This window comes from Oerskovia sp. USHLN155 (assembly GCF_037145535.1).
Taxonomy (GTDB): domain Bacteria; phylum Actinomycetota; class Actinomycetes; order Actinomycetales; family Cellulomonadaceae; genus Oerskovia; species Oerskovia rustica.
Window position 1 is genome coordinate 182,321 of the sequence record NZ_JBBCXG010000003.1, and the last position, 24,584, is coordinate 206,904.

Annotated in this window: 22 protein-coding genes; 10 read left to right on the forward strand and 12 right to left on the reverse strand. The window is 72.5% G+C overall.

What is annotated here, in order from left to right:
* Position 1: 1 nt before the first annotated feature.
* The 4 genes from rsgA to WFH32_RS05690 all read right to left on the reverse strand — a co-directional run bounded on the left by rsgA (position 2) and on the right by WFH32_RS05690 (position 4,110).
* Positions 2-1,135, reverse strand: a complete 1,134-nt coding sequence (rsgA, locus tag WFH32_RS05675; RefSeq protein ID WP_336706450.1) for a ribosome small subunit-dependent GTPase A — start codon at positions 1,133-1,135, stop codon at positions 2-4.
* Complete coding sequence (gene aroA / locus WFH32_RS05680; protein ID WP_442946306.1) at positions 1,135-2,478, reverse strand: 3-phosphoshikimate 1-carboxyvinyltransferase; 1,344 nt, start codon at positions 2,476-2,478, stop codon at positions 1,135-1,137. The genes rsgA and aroA overlap by 1 nt, the downstream gene beginning before the upstream one ends.
* 188 nt (positions 2,479-2,666) lie before the next feature.
* Complete coding sequence (locus tag WFH32_RS05685) at positions 2,667-3,281, reverse strand: DoxX family membrane protein (RefSeq protein WP_191794135.1); 615 nt, start codon at positions 3,279-3,281, stop codon at positions 2,667-2,669.
* Between the two features lie 283 nt (positions 3,282-3,564).
* Positions 3,565-4,110, reverse strand: a complete 546-nt coding sequence (locus WFH32_RS05690; protein ID WP_030149991.1) for a ferritin — start codon at positions 4,108-4,110, stop codon at positions 3,565-3,567.
* 184 nt (positions 4,111-4,294) lie between these two features.
* Here WFH32_RS05690 and WFH32_RS05695 point away from each other — a divergent pair, with 184 nt between their 5' ends.
* Entirely contained in the window at positions 4,295-5,071 is a 777-nt protein-coding gene (locus WFH32_RS05695) for a sigma-70 family RNA polymerase sigma factor (protein WP_305778416.1), read from the forward strand.
* The gene (gene rsrA / locus WFH32_RS05700) at positions 5,068-5,391 is read left to right on the forward strand and encodes a mycothiol system anti-sigma-R factor (RefSeq protein WP_138823479.1); all 324 of its coding nucleotides are present in this window, start codon (positions 5,068-5,070) and stop codon (positions 5,389-5,391) included. Before WFH32_RS05695 ends, rsrA begins: the two co-directional genes overlap by 4 nt.
* 207 nt (positions 5,392-5,598) lie before the next feature.
* Here the strand turns inward: rsrA and WFH32_RS19280 are convergent, their stop codons facing one another.
* Positions 5,599-5,673 carry a 50S ribosomal protein bL37 gene (locus WFH32_RS19280; RefSeq protein ID WP_156968370.1) on the reverse strand — a complete coding sequence of 25 codons (75 nt, stop codon included), beginning with the start codon at positions 5,671-5,673 and terminating at the stop codon, positions 5,599-5,601.
* Positions 5,674-5,821: 148 nt separating this feature from the next.
* Here WFH32_RS19280 and WFH32_RS05705 point away from each other — a divergent pair, with 148 nt between their 5' ends.
* The 3 genes from WFH32_RS05705 to WFH32_RS05715 are packed head-to-tail and all read left to right on the forward strand — an operon-like array spanning position 5,822 to position 8,294.
* Positions 5,822-6,802, forward strand: coding sequence for a DUF4097 family beta strand repeat-containing protein (locus WFH32_RS05705; protein ID WP_336706452.1), 981 nt, complete (start codon positions 5,822-5,824; stop codon positions 6,800-6,802).
* Positions 6,802-7,404, forward strand: coding sequence for a PadR family transcriptional regulator (locus tag WFH32_RS05710; protein ID WP_030149987.1), 603 nt, complete (start codon positions 6,802-6,804; stop codon positions 7,402-7,404). The genes WFH32_RS05705 and WFH32_RS05710 overlap by 1 nt, the downstream gene beginning before the upstream one ends.
* Positions 7,401-8,294, forward strand: a complete 894-nt coding sequence (locus WFH32_RS05715; RefSeq protein ID WP_336706453.1) for a DUF4097 family beta strand repeat-containing protein — start codon at positions 7,401-7,403, stop codon at positions 8,292-8,294. Before WFH32_RS05710 ends, WFH32_RS05715 begins: the two co-directional genes overlap by 4 nt.
* A gap of 169 nt (positions 8,295-8,463) precedes the next feature.
* Here the strand turns inward: WFH32_RS05715 and WFH32_RS05720 are convergent, their stop codons facing one another.
* Positions 8,464-9,111, reverse strand: a complete 648-nt coding sequence (locus tag WFH32_RS05720) for a GDSL-type esterase/lipase family protein (protein WP_336706454.1) — start codon at positions 9,109-9,111, stop codon at positions 8,464-8,466.
* 143 nt (positions 9,112-9,254) lie between these two features.
* Positions 9,255-10,169, reverse strand: coding sequence for an aldose 1-epimerase family protein (locus WFH32_RS05725; protein ID WP_191794130.1), 915 nt, complete (start codon positions 10,167-10,169; stop codon positions 9,255-9,257).
* A gap of 146 nt (positions 10,170-10,315) precedes the next feature.
* Here WFH32_RS05725 and WFH32_RS05730 point away from each other — a divergent pair, with 146 nt between their 5' ends.
* Positions 10,316-11,311 (forward strand): aldo/keto reductase, encoded by a 996-nt coding sequence (locus WFH32_RS05730; RefSeq protein ID WP_191794129.1) that lies wholly within the window; start codon positions 10,316-10,318, stop codon positions 11,309-11,311.
* A gap of 101 nt (positions 11,312-11,412) precedes the next feature.
* Here the strand turns inward: WFH32_RS05730 and WFH32_RS05735 are convergent, their stop codons facing one another.
* The 3 genes from WFH32_RS05735 to WFH32_RS05745 form a co-directional block, all read right to left on the reverse strand.
* Positions 11,413-15,276, reverse strand: coding sequence for a multifunctional oxoglutarate decarboxylase/oxoglutarate dehydrogenase thiamine pyrophosphate-binding subunit/dihydrolipoyllysine-residue succinyltransferase subunit (locus WFH32_RS05735; protein WP_191794128.1), 3,864 nt, complete (start codon positions 15,274-15,276; stop codon positions 11,413-11,415).
* 255 nt (positions 15,277-15,531) lie between these two features.
* Positions 15,532-16,686, reverse strand: a complete 1,155-nt coding sequence (locus WFH32_RS05740; RefSeq protein ID WP_191794127.1) for a sensor histidine kinase — start codon at positions 16,684-16,686, stop codon at positions 15,532-15,534.
* Positions 16,683-17,444, reverse strand: coding sequence for a response regulator transcription factor (locus WFH32_RS05745; RefSeq protein WP_225227495.1), 762 nt, complete (start codon positions 17,442-17,444; stop codon positions 16,683-16,685). Before WFH32_RS05745 ends, WFH32_RS05740 begins: the two co-directional genes overlap by 4 nt.
* A 220-nt stretch (positions 17,445-17,664) precedes the next feature.
* Here WFH32_RS05745 and WFH32_RS05750 point away from each other — a divergent pair, with 220 nt between their 5' ends.
* From WFH32_RS05750 to WFH32_RS05760, 3 genes are all read left to right on the forward strand, one after another.
* The gene (locus WFH32_RS05750; protein ID WP_336706457.1) at positions 17,665-19,146 is read left to right on the forward strand and encodes a hemolysin family protein; all 1,482 of its coding nucleotides are present in this window, start codon (positions 17,665-17,667) and stop codon (positions 19,144-19,146) included.
* Positions 19,143-20,258, forward strand: a complete 1,116-nt coding sequence (locus WFH32_RS05755) for a hemolysin family protein (RefSeq protein ID WP_191794126.1) — start codon at positions 19,143-19,145, stop codon at positions 20,256-20,258. Before WFH32_RS05750 ends, WFH32_RS05755 begins: the two co-directional genes overlap by 4 nt.
* Positions 20,259-20,548: 290 nt before the next feature.
* Positions 20,549-21,340 carry a M15 family metallopeptidase gene (locus WFH32_RS05760; RefSeq protein WP_191794125.1) on the forward strand — a complete coding sequence of 264 codons (792 nt, stop codon included), beginning with the start codon at positions 20,549-20,551 and terminating at the stop codon, positions 21,338-21,340.
* Between the two features lie 9 nt (positions 21,341-21,349).
* On the opposite strand, the gene WFH32_RS05765 is transcribed toward WFH32_RS05760, so the two are convergent.
* On the reverse strand, positions 21,350-23,050 hold the full coding sequence (locus WFH32_RS05765; protein WP_336706459.1) for a cation:proton antiporter: 1,701 nt from the start codon (positions 23,048-23,050) through the stop codon (positions 21,350-21,352).
* A 224-nt stretch (positions 23,051-23,274) separates the two neighbouring features.
* Between WFH32_RS05765 and WFH32_RS05770 the strand changes: the two genes are divergently transcribed.
* Positions 23,275-23,934, forward strand: coding sequence for a hypothetical protein (locus WFH32_RS05770; protein WP_336706461.1), 660 nt, complete (start codon positions 23,275-23,277; stop codon positions 23,932-23,934).
* A gap of 10 nt (positions 23,935-23,944) precedes the next feature.
* Here WFH32_RS05770 and WFH32_RS05775 read toward each other — a convergent pair whose 3' ends face one another.
* Positions 23,945-24,571: a CYTH domain-containing protein gene (locus tag WFH32_RS05775; RefSeq protein ID WP_191794123.1), complete on the reverse strand. Its 627-nt coding sequence runs from the start codon at positions 24,569-24,571 to the stop codon at positions 23,945-23,947.
* Positions 24,572-24,584 lie beyond the last annotated feature (13 nt).

Below are 24,584 nucleotides of genomic sequence, written 5' to 3' on the forward strand. Positions count from 1 at the left end.
CTCACACCGTACCGGTGCGCGCCGCCAGCAGACGTCGGAACGACTCGACACGCGCGGTACGCGCCGCCTTCTCGTCCTCGGGGGAGGCCTCGAGCCAGTCGTCGAGCGCGCAGTCGGGCGCACCGTCGAGGTGCGTGCAGCCGCGCGGGCAGTCGTCGGCGACCACGTCGAGGTCGTCGAACGCCTTGAGGAGGTTGCCGACGTCGACGTGCGCGAGCCCGAACGACCGCACGCCGGGCGTGTCGATGACCCACCCGGCGGGGTTGCCCTCGGCGTCGGGCAGCCGCAGCGCGACGGCCGACGTGGAGGTGTGCCGACCGCGGCCCGTGACGTCGTTGACGACGCCCGTGGCCCGGTACGCGTCCGGGACCAGCGCGTTGACGAGCGTCGACTTGCCGACGCCCGAGTGGCCCACGAGGACCGACGTGCGGCCCTCGAGCTCGGCCCGCACGGCCTCGAGCGGCTCGATGCGCCACGCGTCCTCGGCCGCGTCGGAGGAGTTGTGGCCGGGCTCGTTGCCGTGTCCGCCGTGCCCAGCATCGTCGCCGGTCCCGGCAAGAGCATCGTCGTGCACCCGCCGCGTCACGACGACCTTGACCCCGATGGGCTCGTAGAGCTCGCGCAGCGGTGTCGAGTCGGCGAGGTCCGCCTTCGTGAGGCACAGCAGGACGTCCATGCCCGCGTCGTACGCGGCCACGACGCAGCGGTCGATCATGCGGGTGCGGGGCTCGGGCTGGGCGAGGGCCGTGACGATCACGAGCTGGTCGGCGTTGGCGACGATGATGCGCTCGTACGGATCGGTGTCGTCCGCCGTGCGCCGCAGGGTCGAGGTGCGCTCCTGGATGCGGACGATGCGCGCGAGCGTCCCGTCCTCGCCCGTGGTGTCGCCCACGATGTCGACGCGGTCGCCGCACACCACGCGGTTGCGGGTCAGCTCGCGCGCCTTCATGGCGAGGATGGTGCGCTCGGTCGGCTGGTCCTCGTCGAGCAGGAGCGTGTAGCGCCCGCGGTCGACGCCCGTGACGAGCCCGGACTCGGCGTCCTCGTGCTGGGGACGCTGCTTGGTCCGCGGGCGCGAGTTCTTGTTGCTCGCCCGGTCGCGGAAGTCGGACTCGTCGCGGACGCGCCGCGCCATCAGCTCGCCGATCCCGCGGCGCTCAGCATGCGGTCCCACATGGCGGTGAACCCGGGCAGGGTCTTGGCGGTCGTCTCGACGTCCTCCACGAGCACGCCGGGCACGCGCAGCCCGATCAGGGCGCCCGAGGTCGCCATGCGGTGGTCGTGGTACGTGCGGAACGTGGCGCCGTGCAGCGGGCGCGGCGTGATGACGAGCCCGTCGTGCGTCTGCTCGGCCTGCCCGCCGAGACGCGTGATCTCGGTCGCGAGCGCGGCCAGGCGGTCGGTCTCGTGCCCGCGCAGGTGCGCGATGCCGCGCAGGCGGCTGGGGGAGTCGGCGATCGCGGCGAGGGCCGCGATGGTCGGGGCGAGCTCGCCGGCCTCGTGGAGGTCGACGTCGATCCCGCGGACCTCGCCCGTCCCGGTCACGGCCATGACGCCGCCCACCAGCTCGGCGCGGCCGCCCATCGCGGTGAGGAGCTCGGCCATCATGGCGCCCGGCTGGGTCGTCACGGCGGGCCAGCCCGGGACGCGCACCGTGCCGCCCACCACGAGGGCCGCGGCGAGGAACGGCCCGGCGTTCGAGAGGTCGGGCTCGACGTACACGTCGCGCGCGGCGATCGGCCCGGGGGAGACGGTCCAGATCGTGGGGCGCGAGTCGTCGACCTGGACGCCGACCTCGCGCAGGACCTCGACCGTCATGTCGATGTGGGGCACGCTCGGCAGCGTCGGGCCCGTGTGGCGCAGCGTGACGCCCTGCTCGAAGCGCGCGGCGGCGAGCAGCAGGCCCGAGACGAACTGGCTCGAGCCCGACGCGTCGACGTCGACGTGCCCGCCGCGCACCGCGCCGCGTCCCGTGATCGTGAACGGCAGGGTGTCCTTGCCCTCGACGGGCACGCCCAGGTCGCGCAGCGCGTCGAGCACGGGGCCCATGGGGCGCACGCGTGCGCCCTCGTCGCCGTCGAACCGCACGGTGCCGTCGGCGAGGGCTGCGACCGCGGGGACGAAGCGCATGACGGTGCCCGCGAGACCGCAGTCGATCTCGGCGGGGCCGCGCAGCGCGCCGGGTGTCACGTGCAGCTCGCTCGGGTCCTCACCCTCGGTGATGCCCACGCCCAGGTCGCGCAGCGCAGCGGCCATGAGGTCGGTGTCGCGGCTGCGCAGCGCGCCGCGCAGCACGCCCGGCCCGTCGGCGAGGGCCGCGAGCACGAGGAGGCGGTTGGTGAGCGACTTGGAGCCTGGGACCGCGACGGTCGCGTCGAGCGGGGCGCCGGCGGTCGCGCCGGCCCGGCTGGGCGCGGGCCACGCCGGCAGCGCGGGGGTGGTCTCGTCGGGGCGGGCGGCAGGAAGGTCGCTGGTCACATGCCCCAGGTTATGGCACGGGGCTTCGGGGGAGGGCTTCGGTCCGGTCCTCGGCCGGGCCCGTCCACGGCCCGACGGCGTCGCTCACCTGCCGTGGTCGGGCCGCGGCGAGCGAACCGTCGGTGGGCCGGAGGCGGTCGTGCGAGGAAGCCGGGGCGGGCCTCCCGGGCCGGCGGTGCCTGTGGTCCTCAGTGCGAGACGGCGCCCTTGACGGTCCCGGCCGCCGAGCTCGCGGCGCGACGTGCTGTGCGGGTCGCGGTGCGGGCGCTCGCCGTCACGGCGTGCGTGGCCTTGTCGGTCGCGGACTCGACCTTGTGCTTGGCCGCGTCGACCTGGTGCTTGGCGTTCTTGGCCAGGTCGAGGTCCTTGCGTGCACGGTCGACGCGCCAGCGGACACCGGGGCGCCCCTCGTAGTCGGCCCCGGCGATGAGTGCCGCACCGATCGCGCCGAGGTTGCCCACGAACTTGCGGGCGCGCACGTCGCGAGGCACGTCGCTCGGGGTGAAGGGCTGGTTGACGACCGCGAGGGGAACGCTCAGGGCCGCGAGCGTGAGGGCGGCGGTCCGGGGCGCCTTGCCGACCGCGAGGAAGAGACCGGCGACCGCGGTCGCCGCGCCGTGAGCCCGGACCAGCGCCGAGACCTGCTTCTCGCTGAGCGGCTCCTCGACGCCGAGCTGCTGACCGACGAGGCTCACGCCCCGTCGGGCTGCGCGCACGTGCTCCGCGGGCTTGAGGGCGGCCTGCACGCCGTCGTAGATGAACCAGGAGGCCAGCATGGGCCTCGCGACGTGACGCAGCAGCATCGGTGGGTCTCCTTCGTCGAACGGGTACCGGTGAGAGCGGCGGACACCGGGACGCCGGTGCCGCCCCCGGTCGACCCAGCCTGTCCCATCGCTGCTCAGCATGCCACCGGGCGTGCACCCTCGGGGCGACGCGCGCCGGGGGAGCGGGGTGATCCAGGAGCGGGCGACGCGCGCGCCCGGGTGAGCGGCGCCGTCGGGCGGGAAGGTCCGGAGGCCGGCACGGGCGCAGGCACGGCGAGGGCGGAGCCGGGACCTGCCCGGCTCCGCCCGTGGGCTCGTCAGGTCAGAGCGCGCCGCCGGCAGCCTCGGGGGCGTCCGCGGACTCTCCGCCGTCTCCGATGGTCTCGCGGGCCACGTAGTTCTCGAGGTCGAACAGGTTCTCGCCGGCGCGGCGGGCGACGGTCAACAGCGTCGTGGCCGACGCGACCTCCTCGACCTGCTCCTTGAGGAACCACAGGAGGAACTGCTCGCCCAGGGCGTCGCCCTCCTCGCGGGCCGCGCGGAAGATGGCCTCGATCTGGTCGGTGACCTGCTTCTCCTGGTCGAGCGCGAGCTGGAGGGGCTCGAGCACCGAGTCGAAGTCGTTGCGCACCGCGCCCGTGCCGGGGATCGAGATCTCCAGGTCACGGTCGAGGTGGTACTGCACGATCATCATGGCGTGGTTGCGCTCCTCGACCGACTGGCGGTAGAAGTGCGCGGCGAGCTGGGGCAGGTCGTGCGAGTCGAACCACACGGCGATCGCGATGTACTGCTGGTGGGCGTCGAGCTCGTGTCCGACCTGCTCACGCAGGAGGGTGCGGAACCGGGAGTCGGGAGTCGTGGTCGTCATGCGGTCACGCTAGCGAGGATCGGGCCCGAGCACACCCGATGGTTGCCTGTCCTCACCGAGCACAGGCTTGCCTCTGCCCGCCCCGGGAGGCGTGCGAACCGCGGGATCCGGCCCCTGCGGGAATGACACGGCGCACCCGACGGTTGTGCTGAGCGTGACATGTGTACTGGAAGCGGAAGCGGCCGTGAGCGCCCCCGCCGCACCGAGCCTCGAGGTCGTGCCGTTCGGCGCGGTCGCACCTTCTGCGCTCTCGGCGGACACCCGACCGGCAGGAGGACTAGGCTCGTTGTCGATGACGGACCAGATCAGCAGCAGCGCAGGCGACCTCTCGGGCGCCGATGACGCCGAGGACACCAACCGGGCTCCCTCCACGGAGGACGACGCGGCCCGTTCGGCGCGCTTCGAGCGCGACGCGCTGGTGTACCTCGACCAGCTCTACTCGGCGGCGCTGCGCCTGACGCGCAACCCGACCGACGCGGAGGACCTGGTCCAGGAGACGTTCACCAAGGCGTTCGCCGCGTTCCACCAGTACCGCCCGGACACCAACCTCAAGGCGTGGCTCTACCGGATCCTCACCAACACGTTCATCAACAACTACCGCAAGAAGCAGCGCGAGCCGCTGCAGTCCGCGGCGGAGGACGTCGAGGACTGGCAGATCCACCGCGCGGCGTCGCACACGTCGCAGGGGTTGCGCTCGGCCGAGGCCGAGGCGTTGGACCGGCTCCCGGACTCCGACGTGAAGAAGGCTCTCCAGGAGCTGCCGGAGGACCGCCGGATGGCCGTGTACTACGCGGACGTCGAGGGCTTCCCGTACAAGGAGATCGCCGAGATCATGGGCACGCCGATCGGGACCGTGATGTCGCGGCTCCACCGCGGTCGGCACCAGCTGCGTGATCTCCTGAGCGACTACGCAAAGGACCGAGGACTGGTGGGGGCCAAGACCCCCGGAGGTGAGTCGTGAGTCAGCAGAACGTGGGCACGGAGGCGCAGGACGAGGTCATCGTGCCGATCCCCCACTCGACCGAGGGCGAGACCGAGTGCGAGCACGCGCTCAAGCACCTGTACGAGTACCTCGACTCGGAGATGACCTCCGACGACGAGGTGCGCATGCGCGCGCACGTCGCGCACTGCTCGCCGTGCCTGGCCGAGCTGAGCGCCGAGGAGCTGGTCAAGCAGCTCGTGCGCCGCTCGTGCCACGAGCAGGCTCCCGTGGAGCTCCGGCTGCGCATCCAGGCGCAGTTCACCGTACTGCGTACGACGACGGTCATCGAGGGCATCTGACGCGCCGCCCGGGGGCGTGACGCCGTCGGGCACCTCTGCGCTTCCGTGTCGGCCGCCTTCTCGGCGAGGCGGCGCGGCCGGGCCGCACCCCCGCGAGGGTGCCGCCGCCGAGAACGTCGAAAGGGCCCGTCCTCACCGAGGTGAGGACGGGCCCTTTCGTCGCACTCGCCCGCAGGGCGCGTGATCGCGGCCCTGGCGGGCTCGTGATCAGGCGTTGGGGCGCTTGCCGTGGTTCGCTGCGCTGCCCTTGCGGCTGCGACGCTTGCGTCCGCGCTTGCTCATGATTGCTCCTCACGCCGGATTCTGTCTGCTCCATGTTCCCACATCTGGGGCTTGTCCTGGTCCAAGACGCGATATATCGTGTGACCAGAAACGCGATACATCGCGTTCACGGGACCGGGCGGGACACCGCAGGAACGCGAGGAGAGACATGGCGACCGAGAACTGGACCGTGACCGGTCCGCAGACGATCGACGTCGGGCCCGTGGCCCGCCTCGACGCGAACCTGCTCAACGGACGCATCGACGTCGTGGTGCACGACGAGCCCGGCGTCCGCGTCGAGGTCCACTCGATCGAGGGCCGTCCGCTCGAGGTCCGCCTCGACGGCGACCGGCTCACGGTCGGGTACTCGCCCACGGGCGGCTGGCAGGGCTTCCTCGACTCGTTCCGCAACTACCGTGGCAAGGACCGCGCCGACGTCTACGTCGGCGTGCCCGCGCACGTCCGGGTCAAGCTCGCGACCGTGCGCGGCGACGGCCTCGTCGCCGGGACCCAGGCGAAGGTCTCCGTCGCCACCGTGGGTGGCTCGGTCATGACGACGCAGACGACCGGCGCGGTCCGCGTCGACACGGTCTCGGGCGAGGTCACGGTCCGCGACCACGTGGGCACCCTCGTCATGGACTCCGTGTCGGGCGACCTCACGGCCTCGGGCGCGCTGACCGACGTCAAGCTCAACACCGTCTCCGGGAACGTCACGCTCGACTCGAGCGCGACGCCCGACGTGATGAACGTCAACGCCGTCTCGGCCGACGTCCTGGTGCGCGTGCCCGAGCCCGACGCCCTCGACTACACCCTGCGCTGCGTGAGCGGTCGCCTCGTGGTCGACGGCGTCGAGCACCGCGGCACGCCCGGTGGCTCCTACCGCCAGGCGGGTCCGTCCGGGACCCCGGGCAAGAAGCTCCAGGTCAACTCCGTCTCGGGCAACGTCACGGTGCTGCGGGGGGAGCCCGCCGACGCCGTCGCGTGGGACGCACCCGGCGGTGTCGCGGACAGCGCCCCGGCCTGGTCGTTCGACGACGCCGCGACCGACGCGTACCCGGGGTACGGCGCCCCCTGGGGCACCGCGGACAGCCGCGCGACGTGGACAGGCACGCCCGGCGGCGGACCCGCGGACGGACCGGCGGACCGCTGATGGCCTCCGTCTTCGCCCACGGGGAGCTCCGGCTCTACCTCCTCGCGCTGCTCGAGTCCGGGCCCAAGCACGGCTACGAGCTCATGACCGAGCTCAGCGACCGCTTCGGCGGCACCTACCGCCCCAGCGCCGGCACCATCTACCCGCGCCTCGCCCGGCTCGAGGGGGAGGGGCTCGTGCGGCGCAGCGACAGCGCCCGCAAGTCGACGTACGAGCTCACGCCCGCCGGCCGGGCCGAGGTCGCGGCGCGCCGGGCCGACGTCGCGGCGCTCGAGGACGGGATCGCCCAGACCGTGCGCACCCGGGCGCACGCCCTGCGCGCCGACATCCAGGGCTCGATGCAGGGCCTGCGCGCCGAGCTCGCGGCCGCGGCCCAGGAGGCACGCGTCCGTCCGCGGCCGGCCGCCACCCCCGACCCTCGCCGTGGCGAGTCCTACGCCCGCCGCGTCGAGGCCGAGGCCATGGTGCAACGGTTCCGCGACGACGTGCGCGCCGACCTCCGGCGCGCCGACGCGAGCAGCGCGGTCACCGAGCTGACGCTCGAGACGCTGCGCACGGTCCTGGACTCCGCCCGGCGGGCGGTCCGGGGGACGCTGCCGTGACCGGCGGCCCCGAGGCGGCGGACCCGCACGACCCGCACGACCCGCACCAGCACGACGACCGGCACGACACGCAGACGACGAAGGAGAACGACATGGGAACCGAGTCCTGGGTCATCGCAGCACCGCAGCAGATCGAGGTCGCCGACGTGGCGTCGCTCGTCGTGGGCCTCACGAACGGGGCAGTCGAGGTCGTGAGCGACCCGAGCCGGGAGTCCGGCGCGACCGTCGACGTGACCGACGTGAGCCCCCGGCCCCTGCGGGTCACGACGCACGCGGGCGAGCTGAAGATCGCCTACGACTTCGACGGCGTCGAGGGGGCCGTGGACCGGCTGCGCGGCCTCAAGGACAAGGACACCGCCACCGTCCGGGTCGTGCTCCCGGCCCACCTGCCCGTCAAGATCGCGACCGCCCGCGCCTCGGCGACCGTCAGCGGCACCCGCGCGCCCGTGTCCGTGACCACGGCCGACGGGTCGGTCACCGTGACCGACACCGTGGGCCCCCTCTCGGTCAAGACCGTCGCGGGACGCGTCGCGGTCGCGACGCACGAGGGTGACGTCAAGGTCAGCACGGCCTCGGGCCGCGTCGAGGCCGAGGGCGCGCTCGGACGGGTCACGATCAGCACGGTCACGGGAGACGTGGTCGTGGAGGCCCGCGAGACGACCCCCCTCGTGACCGCCAAGACCGTCTCGGGCGACGTCACCCTGCGCCTGAGCGAGGGTGCGGGGGTCAACCTCAAGGCGCGCGCGGTCACGGGCAAGGTCGTGCTCGACGGCGCCCCCGTCCCCAGCGCGCAGTCCCGCACCACGTCCGTGGACCACTCGGAGGGCACGAGCGGCGCGTACGTGTCGGTCAGCACGGTCTCGGGCAACCTCACGGTCTCGCGAGGCTGAGACCCAGGGCGGTCTGCGCCCCGAGACGACGACAGCGGCCTGCGGTCACCCCTGGACGGGTGGCCGCAGGCCGCTGTCGTCTCGCAGCCCGGGTGTGGTCACCGTCGGCGGGTGAGACGGTCACCCTCGGCGCGCACGAGCGTCACCGTCGGCGGGCCGGGCGCCCTGGCTACACGACGTCGTCGGGCAGGCCGAGCCACGCGTGCCAGCCCGTGTGCAGGACGAGCCACGCCATGAGCCCGTAGCCCGCCTGCCCCGGGTACCCGCCGCCGCTCGTCGCGAGGTCCGCGAGCCACTGCTCGTGCGTGACCAGGGGCGTGAACGTGTCCACGTACGGCACGCGGCGCCGGTTGGCCACGTCCGCGAAAGCCGCGGAGAGCTCGGCGACCCGGTCGTTGTCCTCGGGTCGGCCGGGCGGCGGCCCGACGACGAACGTGGGCAGACGACGGTGCTCGGCCACGTCCAGGACGTTCGCCAGGTTGAGCCGCGACCGCGCCACCGACAGGCCCGCGTCGAGGTCGTGACGACCCAGGGCGAGGACGAGCCGGTTGTCGGCCTCGGGGTCGTGGTCGAAGCGCCTGCTCGTCTCGGCGTCCCAGCGCTGGCTCATCGCCGTCGTCGTCTCGCCCGGGATCGCGAGAGGGAAGACCATCGCCGTCCCCGGGAAACGGGTGCGCGCGACCACGCGCCCGGCCCAACCGAGGCCCTTGGCGTCGCCGACACCCGCGCTCAGCTCGTCGCCGACCACGCAGATCCGTACTTCAGGTTCTCCCACGGTGATGTGCTCCTCGTTCGCTCGCGCACCATTGTCCGTCACGACAAGGCTCCCGTGCGGGATGTCCGGCCGGTCGGGCGCCACCCGGACCGGGAATCGTCGACCTCCCCTCGCGCCGGGAGGCCCAGGGGGAGAGAGGCGCCCCGACGCCGGGCCGGACAGGACGTGACCGGCGCCACGCCCCGTCAGAGGAGCGTCGCACCCCACACGGCGTCGTGCGAGGCACCCGGAGCGAGGCGCACGAGGCGCTCGCCCGTCCGGAACGCGTCAGCGACGCAGCTCATGGGCTCGGCCGCGACCCCCGTGCGCCGGTAGCCGGCCGCCGAGACGTGGTCGCCCGTGCACACCTGCCACGTGTCCATCGAGGAGTCCATCCAGACCGCGGCCGTGCGGCCGTCGGGAGCTGCCAGACGCATCCAGGACAGCCCGTCCTCGTCCCGCAGGACGTCGACGTACGCGTCGTCGAGGTCGATGCCCGCGAGCAGGCGGGGCTCGCGCAGGTCGAGGTCGCCCGCAGCGGACTCGGTGCCCGTGGGCAGCAGCCGCTCGTCCGTCGTGACACGGGTGCGCGCGTCGAGGCGCAGCGTGCACTCGTCGACCGTCGCGGTGCCCGGCGACAGCCACGGGTGGAACCCGACGCCGTAGGGGGCGTCGGACGTGCCCACGTTCGTCGTGCGGGCCGTGACGCGCAGCCCTGCGTCGCTCAGTGCGTACGTGACGCGCGCGACGAGGTCGAACGGGTAGCCGGGCGTCGGGACGAGGTGCAGCTCGAAGGTCACGGCCGAGGTCGACTGCTCGACGACGTCCCAGCGTTCCCAGCACACCAGACCGTGGATGGCCGTGCTCCTCGGCACCTCGGTGATCGGGAGCTGGTGATCCACACCGTCGAACGTGTACCGCCCGTCGCGCAGCCGGTTGGGCCAGGGGAGCAGCACCGCGCCGTGCGACGCGGGAGCGATCTCGTCCTCGGCGAAGGGCGTGAAGACGTCGCGCCCCCCGACGGAGTACTCACGGACGGTCGCACCGACCGCCGTGAGCGTGGCACGGTGGTCCCCGTGCTCGATGCGGATCTGGACGCCTGACGGTGCATGGATGTTCACGTGCACACGCTACTGGGTGCGGAACTCCCCACGAACAGGGACAGTAGAACCCGGTCGTGCCGTCCTCCCGGGCGCACGGCCCAGCGACGCACCGTCCCCGGCACTGCCGGGGACGGGAGCACCACCCGCAGGACGAGGAGGAACACATGGAACGACGAGTGCTCGGACGCACCGGACGACTGGTCTCGGTCGTCGGGCTCGGCACCTGGCAGCTCGGGGCGGACTGGGGTGAGGTCAGCGAGGCCGACGCCCGCGCCGTGCTCGACGCCTCCGCCGAGTCCGGCGTGACCTTCTTCGACACCGCCGACGTCTACGGCGACGGTCGCAGCGAGGAGATCATCGGGTCCTACCTCGCGGACAACCCTGGCGCGGGCATCACGGTCGCGACCAAGATGGGCCGACGAGCCCCGCAGGAGCCCGCGAGCTACACGCTCGCGAACTTCCGCGAGTGGACGGACCGGTCGCGCCGCAACCTGCGCACCGAGCGCCTCGACCTCGTCCAGCTCCACTGCCCGCCGTCCTCGGTCGTCGACGACGACCAGGTGTACGACGCGCTCGACACGCTCGTGGCCGAGGGGTCGGTCGCGGCCTACGGCGTGAGCGTCGAGACCGTCGACGAGGCGCTCGCGGCCATCGCGCGCCCCGGCGTCGCGACCGTCCAGATCATCCTCAACGCTTTCCGGCTCAAGCCCCTCGACGAGGTGCTGCCCGCGGCGTCCGACGCGGGCGTCGGGATCATCGCTCGCGTCCCCCTGGCCTCGGGCCTGCTGTCCGGGAAGTACACGCGCGAGACGACCTTCGCCGAGAACGACCACCGGAGCTTCAACCGCGACGGTTCCGCGTTCGACGTCGGCGAGACCTTCTCCGGGGTCGACTTCGCCACCGGTCTCACGGCTGCGGGGGAGTTCACCGCGCTCGTGCACGACGTGCTCGGACCCGACGTGTCCCCGGCCCAGGCCGCGATCGCCTGGATCTGGCAGCAGCCCGGTGTCTCGACCGTGATCCCCGGTGCCCGCAACGTCGAGCAGGCCCGCGCCAACGCCGAGGCCGGTTCGGCGGAGGTGCTCGGACCGCTGTTCGCGTCGGGGGTCCGTGAGATCTACGACCGGTACCTGCGCGAGCAGGTCCACGGCCGCTGGTAGGCGACCCAGCCGGCCTGTACGACGCATGACGAAGGCCGCCTCCCCGGACGGGGGAGGCGGCCTTCGTCATGGCCCTCAGGGGGTCAGCGCGCGAGTCCTGCTCAGCGGGCGAACGCCTGCTCGAGGAGGACGGCCTGCTGGGCCTGGTGCTTCTTGGCCGTGCCGGCAGCGGTCGAGGCCGACGCCGGGCGCGAGACGACCCGGACACGAGGCAGGTCCTCGGGCAGGTTCACGTGGACGAACGACCACGCGCCCTGGTTCTCCGGCTCGTCCTGGACCCAGACGACCTCGGCGCCCGCGTACTTCGCGACCTCCCGACGGATGCCTTCCACGTCGAGCGGGTAGAGCTGCTCGAGGCGGACGATCGCCGTCCGGTCGTCCCCACGCTTGGCGCGCTCGGCGACCAGGTCGTAGTAGACGCGCCCCGTGCAGAGCAGGACGCGGTCGACCGACGACGGGTTCGCCGTCGTGTCCCCGAGCACCGGCTGGAAGGTCCCGGTCGTGAAGTCCTCGACCCCGGACGCGGCCGCCTTGAGACGCAGCAGCTGCTTGGGCGTGAACACCACGAGCGGGCGGCGCGGGCGGGCGTACGCCTGCTGACGCAGCAGGTGGAAGTACGACGCCGGCGTGGACGGCTGCGCGACCGTGAGGTTGTTCTCCGCGCAGAGCTGGAGGAACCGCTCGATGCGGGCCGACGAGTGGTCCGGCCCCTGGCCCTCGTAGCCGTGCGGCAGGAGCATGACGACCGAGGAGTTCTGGCCCCACTTCTGCTCGGCGGACGAGATGAACTCGTCGATGACGGTCTGCGCGCCGTTGACGAAGTCGCCGAACTGCGCCTCCCACAGCACCAGGGCGTCAGGACGCTCGACCGAGTAGCCGTACTCGAACCCGAGGGCCGCGTACTCGCTCAGCGAGGAGTCGTAGACCCAGAACTTCGCCTGGTCCGCGGAGAGGTACAGCAGCGGGGTCCACTCGGCGCCGGTCTCGCGGTCGTGCAGGACCGCGTGGCGCTGGACGAACGTGCCGCGGCGCGAGTCCTGGCCGGCGAGGCGCACGGGCGTGCCCTCCACGAGCAGCGACCCGAACGCGATCAGCTCGCCGTAGCCCCAGTCGATGCCGCCGTTGGCGGACATCTGGTTGCGCTTCTCGAGGAGCTGCGCCAGCTTGGGGTGGACCGTGAAGCCCTCGGGCGGCGAGACGTGCACCTGACCCACGCGCTCGATGATCGACTGGTCGATCGCGGTCTTCCACCCGACCATCGTGCCGGCGTCCTCGCGCTGGGACTCGGGGCGCTCCAGGCCCGCGACGGGCTCGGTGGCGGGCGACGGCGTGAAGCCGCCTTCCTTGGTCTCGGTGAAGACGCGCTCGAGCTGGGCCTGGTAGTCCTGCAGGACGTGCTCGGCCTCCTCGAGCGTGATGTCGCCGCGTGCGACGAGGTTCTCGGTGTAGAGCTTGCGCACCGAGCGCTTGGCCTCGATCAGGTTGTACATGAGCGGCTGCGTCATCGAGGGGTCGTCGCCCTCGTTGTGGCCGCGGCGGCGGTAGCAGATCATGTCGATGATGACGTCACGGTCGAACTGCTCGCGGAACGCGAAGGCGAGCTCGGCGACGCGCACGCACGCCTCGGGGTCGTCACCGTTCACGTGGAAGATCGGGACCTGGTAGCCCTTGGCGACGTCGGTCGAGTAGAGCGTCGAGCGCGACGAGGACGGGCCCGTGGTGAAGCCGACCTGGTTGTTGATGATGACGTGGATCGTGCCGCCCGTGCGGTACCCGCGCAGCTGCGCGAGGTTCAGGACCTCGGGCACCACGCCCTGGCCCGCGAAGGCCGCGTCGCCGTGGATGAGGATCGGCAGGACGGAGAACCCGTCGCCGCCCAGGTCGATGCGGTCCTGCTTGGCGCGCACGATGCCCTCGAGCACCGGGTCGACCGCCTCGAGGTGCGAGGGGTTGGCCGCGAGGTAGACGCGCGTCTGCGCACCCGACTCGGCCGAGAACGTGCCCTCGGTGCCGAGGTGGTACTTGACGTCTCCCGAGCCCTGGACGCTCTTGGGGTCCTGGTTGCCCTCGAACTCGGCGAAGATCTGCGCGTAGCTCTTGCCGGCGATGTTCGCGAGGACGTTGAGGCGGCCGCGGTGGGCCATGCCGATGCAGACCTCGTCGAGGCCGCCGTCGGCCGCCTTGGACAGGACGGCGTCGAGCAGCGGGATGACGGACTCGCCACCCTCGAGCGAGAAGCGCTTCTGGCCGACGAACTTGGTCTGCAGGAAGGTCTCGAACGCCTCTGCGGAGTTCAGGCGGCGCAGGATGCGCAGCTGGTCCTCGCGCGGGGTGCGGGCGTACCCGGACTCGAGGCGCTCCTGGAGCCAGCGACGCTGGGCGCGGTCCGCGAGGTGCATGTACTCGATGCCGATCGAGCGGCAGTACGAGTCGCGCAGCAGGCCGAGGATGTCGCGCAGCGTCGACTTGGTCTTGCCGCCGAACCCGCCCGTGGGGAAGGTGCGGTCCAGGTCCCACAGCGTGAGGTCGTGGGTCTGGACGTCCAGGTCGGGGTGCTTGCGCTGGCGGTAGGCGAGCGGGTCCGTGTCGGCCATCAGGTGGCCGCGCGAGCGGAACGAGTGGATGAGCTCGGCGATCTTGGCGGGCTTGGCCGCCTCGATCTCGGCGTCCGTCGTGTTGTCGCGGGTCCAGCGGACCGGCTCGTAGGGGATGCGCAGCGCGGCGAAGACGCGGTCGTAGAACCCGTCCTCACCGATCAGCTTGGTCCCGAGGATGCGCAGGAACTCGCCGGACTGGGCGCCCTGGATGATGCGGTGGTCGTAGGTCGACGTGATCGTCAGGACCTTCGAGACGCCGAGGCGCGCGAGCTGCTCGACCGAGGCACCCGCGAACTCCGCGGGGTAGTCCATGGCGCCGACGCCGATGATCGTGCCCTGGCCCTGCATGAGGCGCGGGACCGAGTGCACGGTGCCGATGCCGCCCGGGTTGGTGAGCGAGATCGTCGTGCCGGCGAAGTCGTCGACCGTGAGCTTGTTGCCGCGGGCCCGGCGGACCAGGTCCTCGTAGGCCGCCCAGAACTGGGCGAAGTCCATCTGCTCGGCCTTCTTGACGCTCGGCACGAGGAGCTGGCGGGTGCCGTCCGGCTTGGCGAGGTCGATCGCGAGCCCGAAGTTGACGTGCGCCGGGTTGTTCACCGCGGGCTTGCCGTCGAGCTGCGTGTAGCTCGCGTTCATGGCCGGCATCTCGCCGAGGGCCTCGACGAGCGCGTACCCGATGAGGTGCGTGAACGAGATCTTGCCGCCGCGCCCGCGGGCGAGGTGGTTGTTGATCACGATGCGGTTGTCGACCATGAGCTTGGCCGGCACGGCGCGCACGGAGGTCGCCGTGGGGACCTCGAGGCTCGCCTCCATGTTCACGACGACGCGCGCGGCGGGGCCGCGCAGCTTCTGCACGTCGTCCGCGGCGTCGGGCGTGTCGGACTTCGACTTCGCGGCGGCGACCGCGGCGTACGGGGCCGTCGCCGGCTGCGCGGTCGCGACCGGACGGTTGGCCTTCACGGCCGCGATCGCGGCGTTGACGGTCGGGTCGGCGGGGACCACGGGGGACTTGGGGCGCTGCGCGGACTCACCGGCGGCAGAGCCGTCGGTCGCCGGTACGGCGCTCGTGGCGTGGGCCGGCGGCGTTGCCGGTGCGTTCGCCGGGATCTGGACCGCGGGGGCCGGGGTCGCGACGGCGGGCGTCGCAGTCCCTGCGGCAGGGGCGGAGGGAGCGGCGGTGGCGCTGCTCCCGTTCACCTCGCTCGCCTTGTCCCCGGGACGGTAGTCCGCGAAGAACTCCCACCACGCGGGGTCCACCGCGTTCTTGTCCTTGAGGTATTGCTCGTAGAGCTCGTCGACGAGCCATTCGTTGGCGCCGAACACAGAACTTGCTGCGCTGATCGACTCTGACTCAGCCTTCGGGGACACGCGAGGATCGCCCACTTTCACCACTGATCGTCACTGGATATCGGGTACCTAGTCCGGAACCGGACCCGTCAAGCCTAGGCCCTCCGGTCCGCTCGCCCGAGCCTCGGCCGGCGGAAATGTGCAGGGTGTCGGCCGGTTCTTCACGGGACGTCTGCCAGAGGCAAACAGGGGGGCAACAGCGACCTGTTCGCTGACCAAAGGTCAGGTCGTTTAGACCATCGCCGGGTATGCCCGCCACCGAGTGTGACGAAGGTCTCACTCCGTCGGGTCGGACGGGCGTCGCTCCTGGTCGCTCGGACGAGGCGCGCCGGGGTGACCCAGGATCTCCGGCAGGTCGTCCGGGAGGCCGGTCGTGTGCGGCTGGGGACGAGCCGGGAAGGTCAGGCGCATCGTGGCGCCCTGGAGGGAGTCCGCGACCTCGATCCGCCCGCCGTGCAGGTCGACCGCCCAGCGCACGATCGCGAGCCCGATCCCCGTCCCGCCCGTCGACGAGTGGCCCTGCGACGGGGCGTTGCCCCGGGCGAAGCGCTCGAAGATCCGTTCGCGGTCCTTCTTCGCGATGCCGGGTCCCTCGTCGATGACCTCGATCACGACGTCGTCGTCGACGGGGTAGGCCTCGAGCCGGATCTCGCCGTTCTGGGGCGAGTGCCGGATCGCGTTCTGGAGCAGGTTCGTGACGATCTGCCGCAGACGCTCGGGGTCCGCCGGCAGCGTGAGGTCCTCCGGGGTCACGTCGACCACGTACTGGAGCTGCTTGCCGGCCTCGACCATCGAGACGGCGTCGGCGTTCTCCTCCAGGAAGTCGCCGAGCGGGATGTCCTGGAAGTTGAGGGCCGCGGCGCCTGCCTCGATCCGGGACAGGTCCAGGAGGTACGTCACGAGGCGGGTCAGGCGCTCGGTCTGGGCGAGGGCCATCTCCATGGTCGCCGGGTTCGCCTCGCTCACGCCGTCGACGACGTTCTCGAGCTGGGCCTGGAGCGCCGCGATCGGTGTACGGAGCTCGTGCGACACGTTCGCGATGAGCTCTCGTCGCATCTGGTCGGACGACGCCAGGTCCTCGGCCATGATGTTGAAGGCGACCGCGAGCTGGCCCACCTCGTCACGGCTCGTCGCGCGCACCCGCCGGGTGTAGTCCCCGTCGGCCATGGACTGCGCGGCAGCCGTCATCTCGCGCAGGGGCGAGGTCATGCCGCGCGCGAGGATCTGCGTGAGCAGGAGCGAGAGCACGATCGCCAGCGGGAACGTGCGGGTGGGGCCGAGCTTGTTCTGCTGACCGAGCCAGGTGATGAGGACCGCGAGCGTGACGGTCGCGAAGACCAGCACGCCGAGCTTGATCTTGAGCGACCGGAACGAGTCGAGGGGCCGGACGTCCGGGAGGTGGGGGCGGATGGTCCGGGGGCCGGAGGTCACGCGACCGGGGGCTCGAACGCGTATCCGACCCCGTGGACCGTGCGGATCAGGTCGGGCCCGAGCTTGCGGCGCAGCGCCTTGATGTGGGAGTCGACCGTGCGGGTCCCGCTCGCGTCGGCCCAGTCCCAGACCTCGGCGAGGAGGCGTTCGCGCGTGAGCACGGTCTTGGGCGAGCTGGCCAGCATGACGAGCAGCTCGAACTCGGTCGGGGTCAGGTGGACCTCCTCGCCCGCGCGGTGCACGCGTCGCTGGGCGCGGTCGATCACGACGTCGCCCACGACCATGGGCGGGTCCGTGGGGGTCGACGTCGCCGCCTGGGCCGCGCGGTCGACGCGCCGGAGCAGCGCCTTGACCCGGGCGACCAGCTCGCGCATCGAGAAGGGCTTGGTCATGTAGTCGTCGGCGCCGACGCCGAGCCCGATGAGCATGTCGGTCTCGTCGTCGCGCGCGGTCAGCATGAGGATCGGCACGGGCTGCTCGGCCTGGATGCGGCGCGTGACCTCGAGCCCGTCGATGCCCGGCAGCATGACGTCGAGCACGATCACGTCGGGTCGCAGGCGGGTTGCCGCCTCGACGCCCGAGAGCCCGTCGCGTGCGACCTCGACACGCCAGCCCTCGGCGCTCAGGCGCTGGGCGATGGCCGTGGCGATGGCCGGCTCGTCCTCGACGACGAGGATGTTCGCGGACTGCGCGGGTGTGCCTGCGGGTCCACCAGCGCTCGTCGCGCCGGTACCGGTGGGGAATGCGCTGGCTGTCATGGCACCAGCGTGGCACAACCGGGGCGTCGATGGCCGCAGGACGGACGAAAGTTCCGTCGATGTCTGTGGTGTTCCGGTGGGTGTCCGGCGTGGGTCGTGTGACGCCGTCGCCGACGGACGGGAGGCCGGGACGGCCCGCGCCACGGATGGACGGCGGGCCCTCGGCCGATAACATCGTTGGCACGATGAAGAGCACACCCCGATATCCGTGGAGCACCCCGTGGTAGGCGACTGGTTGATGGTCGCGCTGGGGGTGCTCCTGACCGCAGGCACAGCAGTCTTCGTGGCGAGCGAGTTCTCGCTCGTCACCCTCGACCCCGCCGTCCTGGCCAAGCCGGGCAGCGACGAGGCCCACGTCGCCGAGCAGGGGGGCCGTGACGGCGCACCGGGTGGGACGCGCGGGGCCGACGTCCCCGGGGCCGAGGCGCGCAGCAGCCGCCGCGACCGCAGCGTCCGGGCCGGACTCAAGCACCTGTCGACAGAGCTCTCGTCGGCGCAGGTCGGCATCACGATCACGACCATCCTGCTCGGGTACACGGCCCAGCCGGCCCTTCAGAGCCTCATCGGCGACGCGCTCGGCAGCACGGCCCTCGGGGCGAGCGCGGCCACGGTCCTCGCGGTGATCCTGGCGCTCGTCGTCGTGAACCTGTTCTCGATGCTCTTCGGCGAGCTCATCCCCAAGAACTTCGCGCTCTCGACCCCGTACGCCACCGCCCGCCAGGTCGTCCCGGTCCAGCGGCAGTTCACCAAGCTCTTCCGACCGGTCATCTCGGTGCTCAACGGCTCGGCGAACGCGATCCTGCGCCGCATGGGCGTCGAGCCGCGCGAGGAGCTGTCGGGCGCGCGCTCGGCGTCCGAGCTCGCGGCGCTCGTCAAGCGGTCGGCCCAGGAGGGCACCCTGGACACCTCGGTCGCGACGCTCCTGACCAACTCGATCGAGCTCGACGAGCTCAGCGCGGTCGACGTCATGACGGACCGCATGCGCATGGTGGTGCTGCGCCGTGACGACACGGCCGAGGACGTCGTGGCGCTCGCCCGCACGTCGGGACACTCGCGCTTCCCCGTGATCGGCGAGGATCGCGACGACGTGCTCGGTCTCGTGCACCTGCGCCGCGCCGTGGGGGTGCCCCACGAGCGTCGTGGCGAGGTGCCGGCCGCCGCGCTCATGGTCGACGCCCCGCGCGTCCCGGAGACGGTCGCGCTGGGGCCGCTGCTCGTCGAGCTGCGCGGCTTCGGTCTGCAGATGGCCGTGGTCGTGGACGAGTACGGCGGAACCTCGGGGGTCGTGACCCTGGAGGACGTGGTCGAGGAGCTCGTGGGCGACGTCGCCGACGAGCACGACCCGCGCCGGGCCGGCACGGCCCGTGGGGCCGACGGCTCGTGGATCGTGCCAGGGGTCGTCCGCCCGGACGAGCTCGTGGAGTCGACGGGGCTGGTGGTGCCCGAGGACGGCGCCTACGAGACCCTCGGGGGGCTCGTCATGGCCGACCTGGGCCGGGTGCCGGAGGTCGGGGACGAGGTCCGGGCCGGCGACGTCGTGCTGCGTGTCGAGGCCATGGAAGGGCGCCGCGTCGAGCGGCTCCGGGTCCGCGTGCTCGCCCCGCAGGAGCATGGCGACACGGACGGCCGCCGAGCCGGGTCGCCGGGCAGGTCGAGCGCCGACCGGCACCCGGGTGACGGCTCGCAAGGAGGTGCCCGATGAGCTCGACCGCAGCCCTTCTGCTGGGCCTGTTCCTCCTGGCCGCGAACGCGTTCTTCGTGGGTGCGGAGTTCGCGATCATCTCGGCCCGGCGCAGCGCGATCGAGCCGCTCGCGGCGCAGGGCAACCGCCGGGCGCAGACGGTCCTGTGGGCCATGGAGCACGTCTCGCTCATGCTCGCGTGCGCCCAGCTCGGCGTCACGGTGTGCTCGGTGGGGCTGGGTGTCGTCGCGGAGCCGGCCGTCGCGCACCTCATCGAGGTGCCCCTGCACGCCCTGGGCGTGAGCCCGTCGCTCACGCACCCGATCGCCTTCGTGATCGCGCTGGCGATCGTGGTCTACCTGCACGTGGTCCTCGGCGAGATGGTCCCGAAGAACCTCGCGGTGTCCGGTCCCGAGAAGGCCGTCATGTGGTTCGGTCCGCCGCTCGTCGTGCTGGGGCGCATCCTCAAGCCGATCATCGTCTCGCTCAACTGGCTCGCGAACCACGTGGTGCGCTGGACCGGGGTGGAGCCCAAGGACGAGGTCGCGTCGGTCTTCACGGCCGAGCAGGTGCAGTCGATCGTCGAGCACTCGCAGGCCGAGGGCATCCTCCAGGACGAGCAGGGCCTGCTGTCGGGGGCCATCGAGTTCTCGGAGCGCACGGCGGCCGAGGTCATGGTGCCGGTCGACCGCCTCGTGACCGTGGTCGAGGGGTGCACGCCCGACGAGATCGAGCGTCTGGTCGCCAAGACGGGCTTCAGCCGCTTCCCGGTCGCCGACGTGCACGGCGAGCTCGTCGGCTACCTGCACCTCAAGGACGTGCTGTACGCGAGCGGCGAGGACCGGTTCCGGCCGGTGCCCTCGTGGCGTGTGCGCGCGCTCGCGACGGCCGAGCCGGGCGACGAGATCGAGGACGCGCTGCGGGCAATGCAGCGCTCCGGCGCGCACCTGGCGCGTGTCGACCCCGGGGTGCTGGAGCGTGAGGGCGGCATCCCCGACGCCTCGTCCACCGCGCTGCCCGACGACGTCGCACCGGTCGGCGCTCCCGGTGCGCTGGGCGTCGTCTTCCTCGAGGACATCCTGGAGGAGCTCGTGGGCGAGGTGCGGGACGCGATGCAGCGGCGGGTGCGCTGAGGCTGGGCGGGAAGGGGTGGCGCGCCCGGGGTCCGGGTGCGCCGCCCCCGCTCCCGGGGCCGGCCGTCGGGGCGGCACTGTCCGGCGCGGGGCGGCCCACGGCCCGTTGAACAGGGGACTTGGCTTCCCCGGCGCCCCCGGATATCGTGTCCGATGCTCGTCTCGCACGGTTCCTCCTGTACCGGAGGGTCGTCCTTTCTGCGAGGTGCAGCGCGTTTCTTGTCGTCTGTGCCGCTCCGTCCACCGTGAGGTGTCCGGACGGTTCTTCGAGCGGAGGTCCGGTGGAGTCGGTGTCGACGTCCCAGTCCTCCGACTCCCGTCGCGCTCGCCGCGAGGCGGAGAGCGGGCACAAGGGGCGCCGTCGGGCGGAGATCCCTTCCCACCAGCGCTGGGCCCCCCGCATGGCGGTCCTCGGGACGCTCGCCGTCGCGACCATCGCGATGCCGCTGTCGGCCGGAGCCCAGGACGGCCCGGCTGCACCCTTCGGCCCGGACGGCAGACCGACCGGGCCCAGCGCCCTGGACCTCGTCAACAACCCGGCCTCGGCCGAGCCCACGTCCGAGTACGTGGCCGCGGCCCCGAAGATCGACGGCCGGGCGCAGGCCGCGAGCCGATCGGTCGAGCGTGCCCCGCTGCCGGACTGCGACCCGACCGTCAAGCCGACGAGCGCCAACGGCAGGCTCACGGGCCACGAGCTGTGCGACCTGTGGCAGCCGGGGGAGTCGTTGCGTCCGGATGCGGCGGTCGCGCTGTCGGCCATGAACGAGGCCTTCCGGTCGACGTTCGGGCGGGACATGTGCCTGGTCTCGAGCTACCGCACGATCGCGTCGCAGGTCTCCCTCAAGGGTTCGCGCGGGGCGTTCGCGGCCAAGCCGGGGACGTCGTTCCACGGGTGGGGCCTGGCGATCGACCTGTGCTCGAGCGAGACGGGCAACCGCGAGGTCTACTCGTGGATCAACAAGAACGGCGGCGTGTACGGCTGGGCCAACCCGTCGTGGGCCAAGCGGGGCGGCGGCGGCGCCTACGAGCCGTGGCACTTCGAGTTCACCGAGGGTGTCGTGGAGCTCGGCGGCCCCACCTGACGGAGCCCGTCAGATCCGGTTGACCCAGGACTCGGCCAGCGCCTCGGCCTCGATGTCCAGCTCGCGCAGGATCCTGCGCATCACGGCCTCGTTGAGGCGTCCGGCGTCGCGCTCGTCGACCAGCACCTGGCGCTGGGCCCTGTTCATGTCGGCGCGCAGGGCGTTGAGCCGGCGCAGGTCCTCCGACCGGTCGCCGGGCCTGGCCACGGGAAACGCCCGGCCGCCCGTGGGTCGCGCGCGGACGGGAGCCTGCTCGACAGGTTCCTCGGCCGCCGACTCGGGCGAGAGCAGGCGCGCCGCGGCCTGTGCGCGTCCGACGATCGCGGCGGACATGGCGGCCCGTGTCGCCTCGGCCTTCTCCTCGCCGATCACGGGCGCCCACTCCCGCGTGGCGTGGGCGATGGTCGCGGCCTGGGCGTCGGCCATGAGCCGACGGACCCGGGCCTCCTCGGCGGCGTCGCTCGCGGCCTCGTCCTCGCCCCCGACCCCGAGCGTCCGGATGACCCACGGCAGCGTCACGCCCTGCAGCAGGAGCGTCCCGATCGCGACCGTGAAGGCCGCGAGCTGGATGGTCGCGCGGCCGGGGAACTCGGCCCCGCCGAGCGTCGCGGGGATGGCGGCCGCGGCGGCGAGCGTCACGACACCTCGCATGCCGGCCGAGGAGACCACGAGGGACTCGCGCCAGTCGAGCTGGTCGGCTCGCGAGCGTTTCGAGCCCGGCAGGTGGACGCGGTCGAGCCACGCCGTGGCGAAGACGTACAGCGGACGGACGGCCATGGTCACGACGAGGGCCGCGAGGGACACCCAGATCGCGGTCCGCAGCCCTTCGTCGGAGTCCACGACGGTCTCGACGACGAACTTGAGCTGGAGACCGATGAGCGCGAACGTGATGGCCTCGAGCAGCAGGTCGAGGCTGTCCCACAGGGGTTCCTCGACGAGGCGGGTCTCGTAGCCCGCGGTCGGGGCGGTGTGCCCCAGGTAGAGGCCCGCGGCGACGACGGCCAGCACGCCCGAGCCGCTGAGCTCCTCCGCGATCCAGTAGGCCGCGAACGGGAGGATGATCCCGGCGACGCTCGTCAGGAGGGGGTCGGCGAGCCGCAGCCGTGCGGCGTGCATCCCGATGCCCATGACGAGGCCGACGCCCACGCCGACGACGACGGCGAGCGTGAAGACGCCGATGCCCTCGGTCCACACCCACGCGCCCGTGGCGACGCCGGCGAGGGCGACCTTGTAGAGCGTGAGCGACGTCGCGTCGTTGATCAGGCTCTCGCCGCCGAGGAGCGTCATGACGCGTCGTGGCAGTCCGAGTCGGCGTCCGACCGCGGCGGCCGAGACCGCGTCGGGCGGGGCGACGACGGCGCCCAGGACGAGAGCGGCGGCGAACGGCAGGTCGGGCAGCAGGAGGGTCGCGACCCACGCGACGGCCAGCGCAGTGACGATCACGAGCCCGACCCCGAGGCGCACGATCGCGTGGAGGGACGACCGGAAGTCCTGGTAGGAGCTGCCGTTGGCCGCCGAGAAGAGCAGCGGCGGCAGGATGACGCCGAGGAGCACCTCGGGTTCGAGCTCGATGTGGGGGACGGCGGGGATCAGCGAGACGCCGAGGCCCACGGTCACGAGCACGAGGGGAGCGGGCAGGTCCCAGTGCCGGGCGGCGGCCGTGACGGCCAGCGCGCCGGTGATGACCAGAAGTACGACGGCCTCGTCCATGCCCTGCATTCTCCGTCGGGTCGGCCGGGACGGCGCGGGAGGCGTGCCCGACGGCGTGTTCCCGACCGGGTGCGGCCGCGCTGCAAGTGTCAACAGGTTCTTGACGGTCACGGGTTGTCAAGCCAAGGTTGACGCATGGCTACCCGAAGTTCTCCCGTCGCCGACCTGTCCGCCGCCCTCGCGACCGGTGCTCCGGCGTCGGGCATCGAGGAGAGGCGCGAACCGTGAGCGACGCACCCGCCTGGGGAAGCCTCGAGCCGCGCGACGACGACCGGACGCTCGACGACCTGCTCGCGGAAGCCGTGACCGCTGCCGACCCCGGCATCGGCGACCGCATCGCGACCGACCCCGGCGCGCACCTCGAGCTCGTCGCGCTCACCGCGCGGGCCGCCACCTCGGCCGAGTCGCTGCTCGCGACGGCCGTGTCGTCGGCGCGTTCGGCAGGGCACAGCTGGGAGGCGATCGGCACGACCCTCGGGATCTCGCGGCAGGCCGCGCAGCAGCGCTTCGGTCGTCCGGTCGGGCCGGGGGCGCCGGGCACGGTCCAGGACCTCGTCGGGGGCGCGGAGGTCGGCGACACCCGGATCCTCTCTCCCGTCACGGCCGTGACCGAGATGCCCGCGCTCGAGGCCTACGGGCGCAAGGGTTGGCGCTCGACGGGCTTCGGGGCGGGCTTCCACCGGCTCGTGCGCACCACGACGCAGTGGGAGCACAAGCGCGTCTACGTCCTGGGAGCGAGCCGGTTCGGGCTCGAGGCCGACGGGTGGGAACGGATCGGGTCGTGGTTCCCGTGGGTCTACTACGCGCGCAGCCTGGGGGTCGCCCCCGTCGGGGGAGACCGTGGCGTCGTGGACGGGCCGCGCCTCGTGGGCGACGGGGCCTGAACTGCCCGGGCTACTCCCCGGGCAGGTGGGCGTTGTGCCCGAAGTCCTGGCGGAACCGCGGCCCGGAGACCGCGAGCTCCGCGGCGAACGACCCGGCCCACGCCGAGTACGGGGTGTGCGAGAGCGAGTCGTTCGAGAAGCGACGGTCGTCGGTGATCTCGGTGACGCAGAACGCCGGGATCTGGAGGTCCACGACCGGGCCGGACCGCTCGCACTCCGCGATCACGAGCGGGTGGTTCGCGCCCCCGAACACGTCGATGACCCAGCCGTCCGCCCCGAGCCACGCCGAGTAGCGGGTCTTGACGATGCGGCCGCCACCACGGCGGATCATCTCGACCCCGACGTTGACGTCGATCTCACGCTCGGCCTCGTACCGGGTGCCGCCCACCTGCGGCCCCTTGACCGTCAGGGCGCAGAAGTCGAACGCGTACCGGTCCAGGACGCTCAGGGGAGAGGTGGCGGCGCCGAGCTCGCCGGCCGTCGCGCTCGCCTGGGCGCGCAGGCGCAGCGCGTAGCCGTCCTCCGCCAGGAAGTAGCTCTGCACGATGAGCGCGGGCGCGTCGAGCAGGTCGACCGGGACGTCCTTCACGAGGAAGCGACGCTCGAACTCGAAGTCTCCGTTACCACCGTCCGTCATAGGACATACCGTA

Coding starts and splice junctions, on each gene's coding strand:
- WFH32_RS05775 (WP_191794123.1), bottom strand. CDS start 24,571: ATGACGGACGGTGGTAACGGAGACTTCGAGTTCGAGCGTCGCTTCCTC.
- WFH32_RS05755 (WP_191794126.1), top strand. CDS start 19,143: ATGAGCTCGACCGCAGCCCTTCTGCTGGGCCTGTTCCTCCTGGCCGCG.
- rsgA (WP_336706450.1), bottom strand. CDS start 1,135: ATGGCGCGGCGCGTCCGCGACGAGTCCGACTTCCGCGACCGGGCGAGC.
- WFH32_RS05685 (WP_191794135.1), bottom strand. CDS start 3,281: ATGCTGCTGCGTCACGTCGCGAGGCCCATGCTGGCCTCCTGGTTCATC.
- WFH32_RS05730 (WP_191794129.1), top strand. CDS start 10,316: ATGGAACGACGAGTGCTCGGACGCACCGGACGACTGGTCTCGGTCGTC.
- WFH32_RS05705 (WP_336706452.1), top strand. CDS start 5,822: ATGGCGACCGAGAACTGGACCGTGACCGGTCCGCAGACGATCGACGTC.
- WFH32_RS05765 (WP_336706459.1), bottom strand. CDS start 23,050: ATGGACGAGGCCGTCGTACTTCTGGTCATCACCGGCGCGCTGGCCGTC.
- WFH32_RS05745 (WP_225227495.1), bottom strand. CDS start 17,444: ATGACAGCCAGCGCATTCCCCACCGGTACCGGCGCGACGAGCGCTGGT.
- WFH32_RS05710 (WP_030149987.1), top strand. CDS start 6,802: ATGGCCTCCGTCTTCGCCCACGGGGAGCTCCGGCTCTACCTCCTCGCG.
- WFH32_RS05690 (WP_030149991.1), bottom strand. CDS start 4,110: ATGACGACCACGACTCCCGACTCCCGGTTCCGCACCCTCCTGCGTGAG.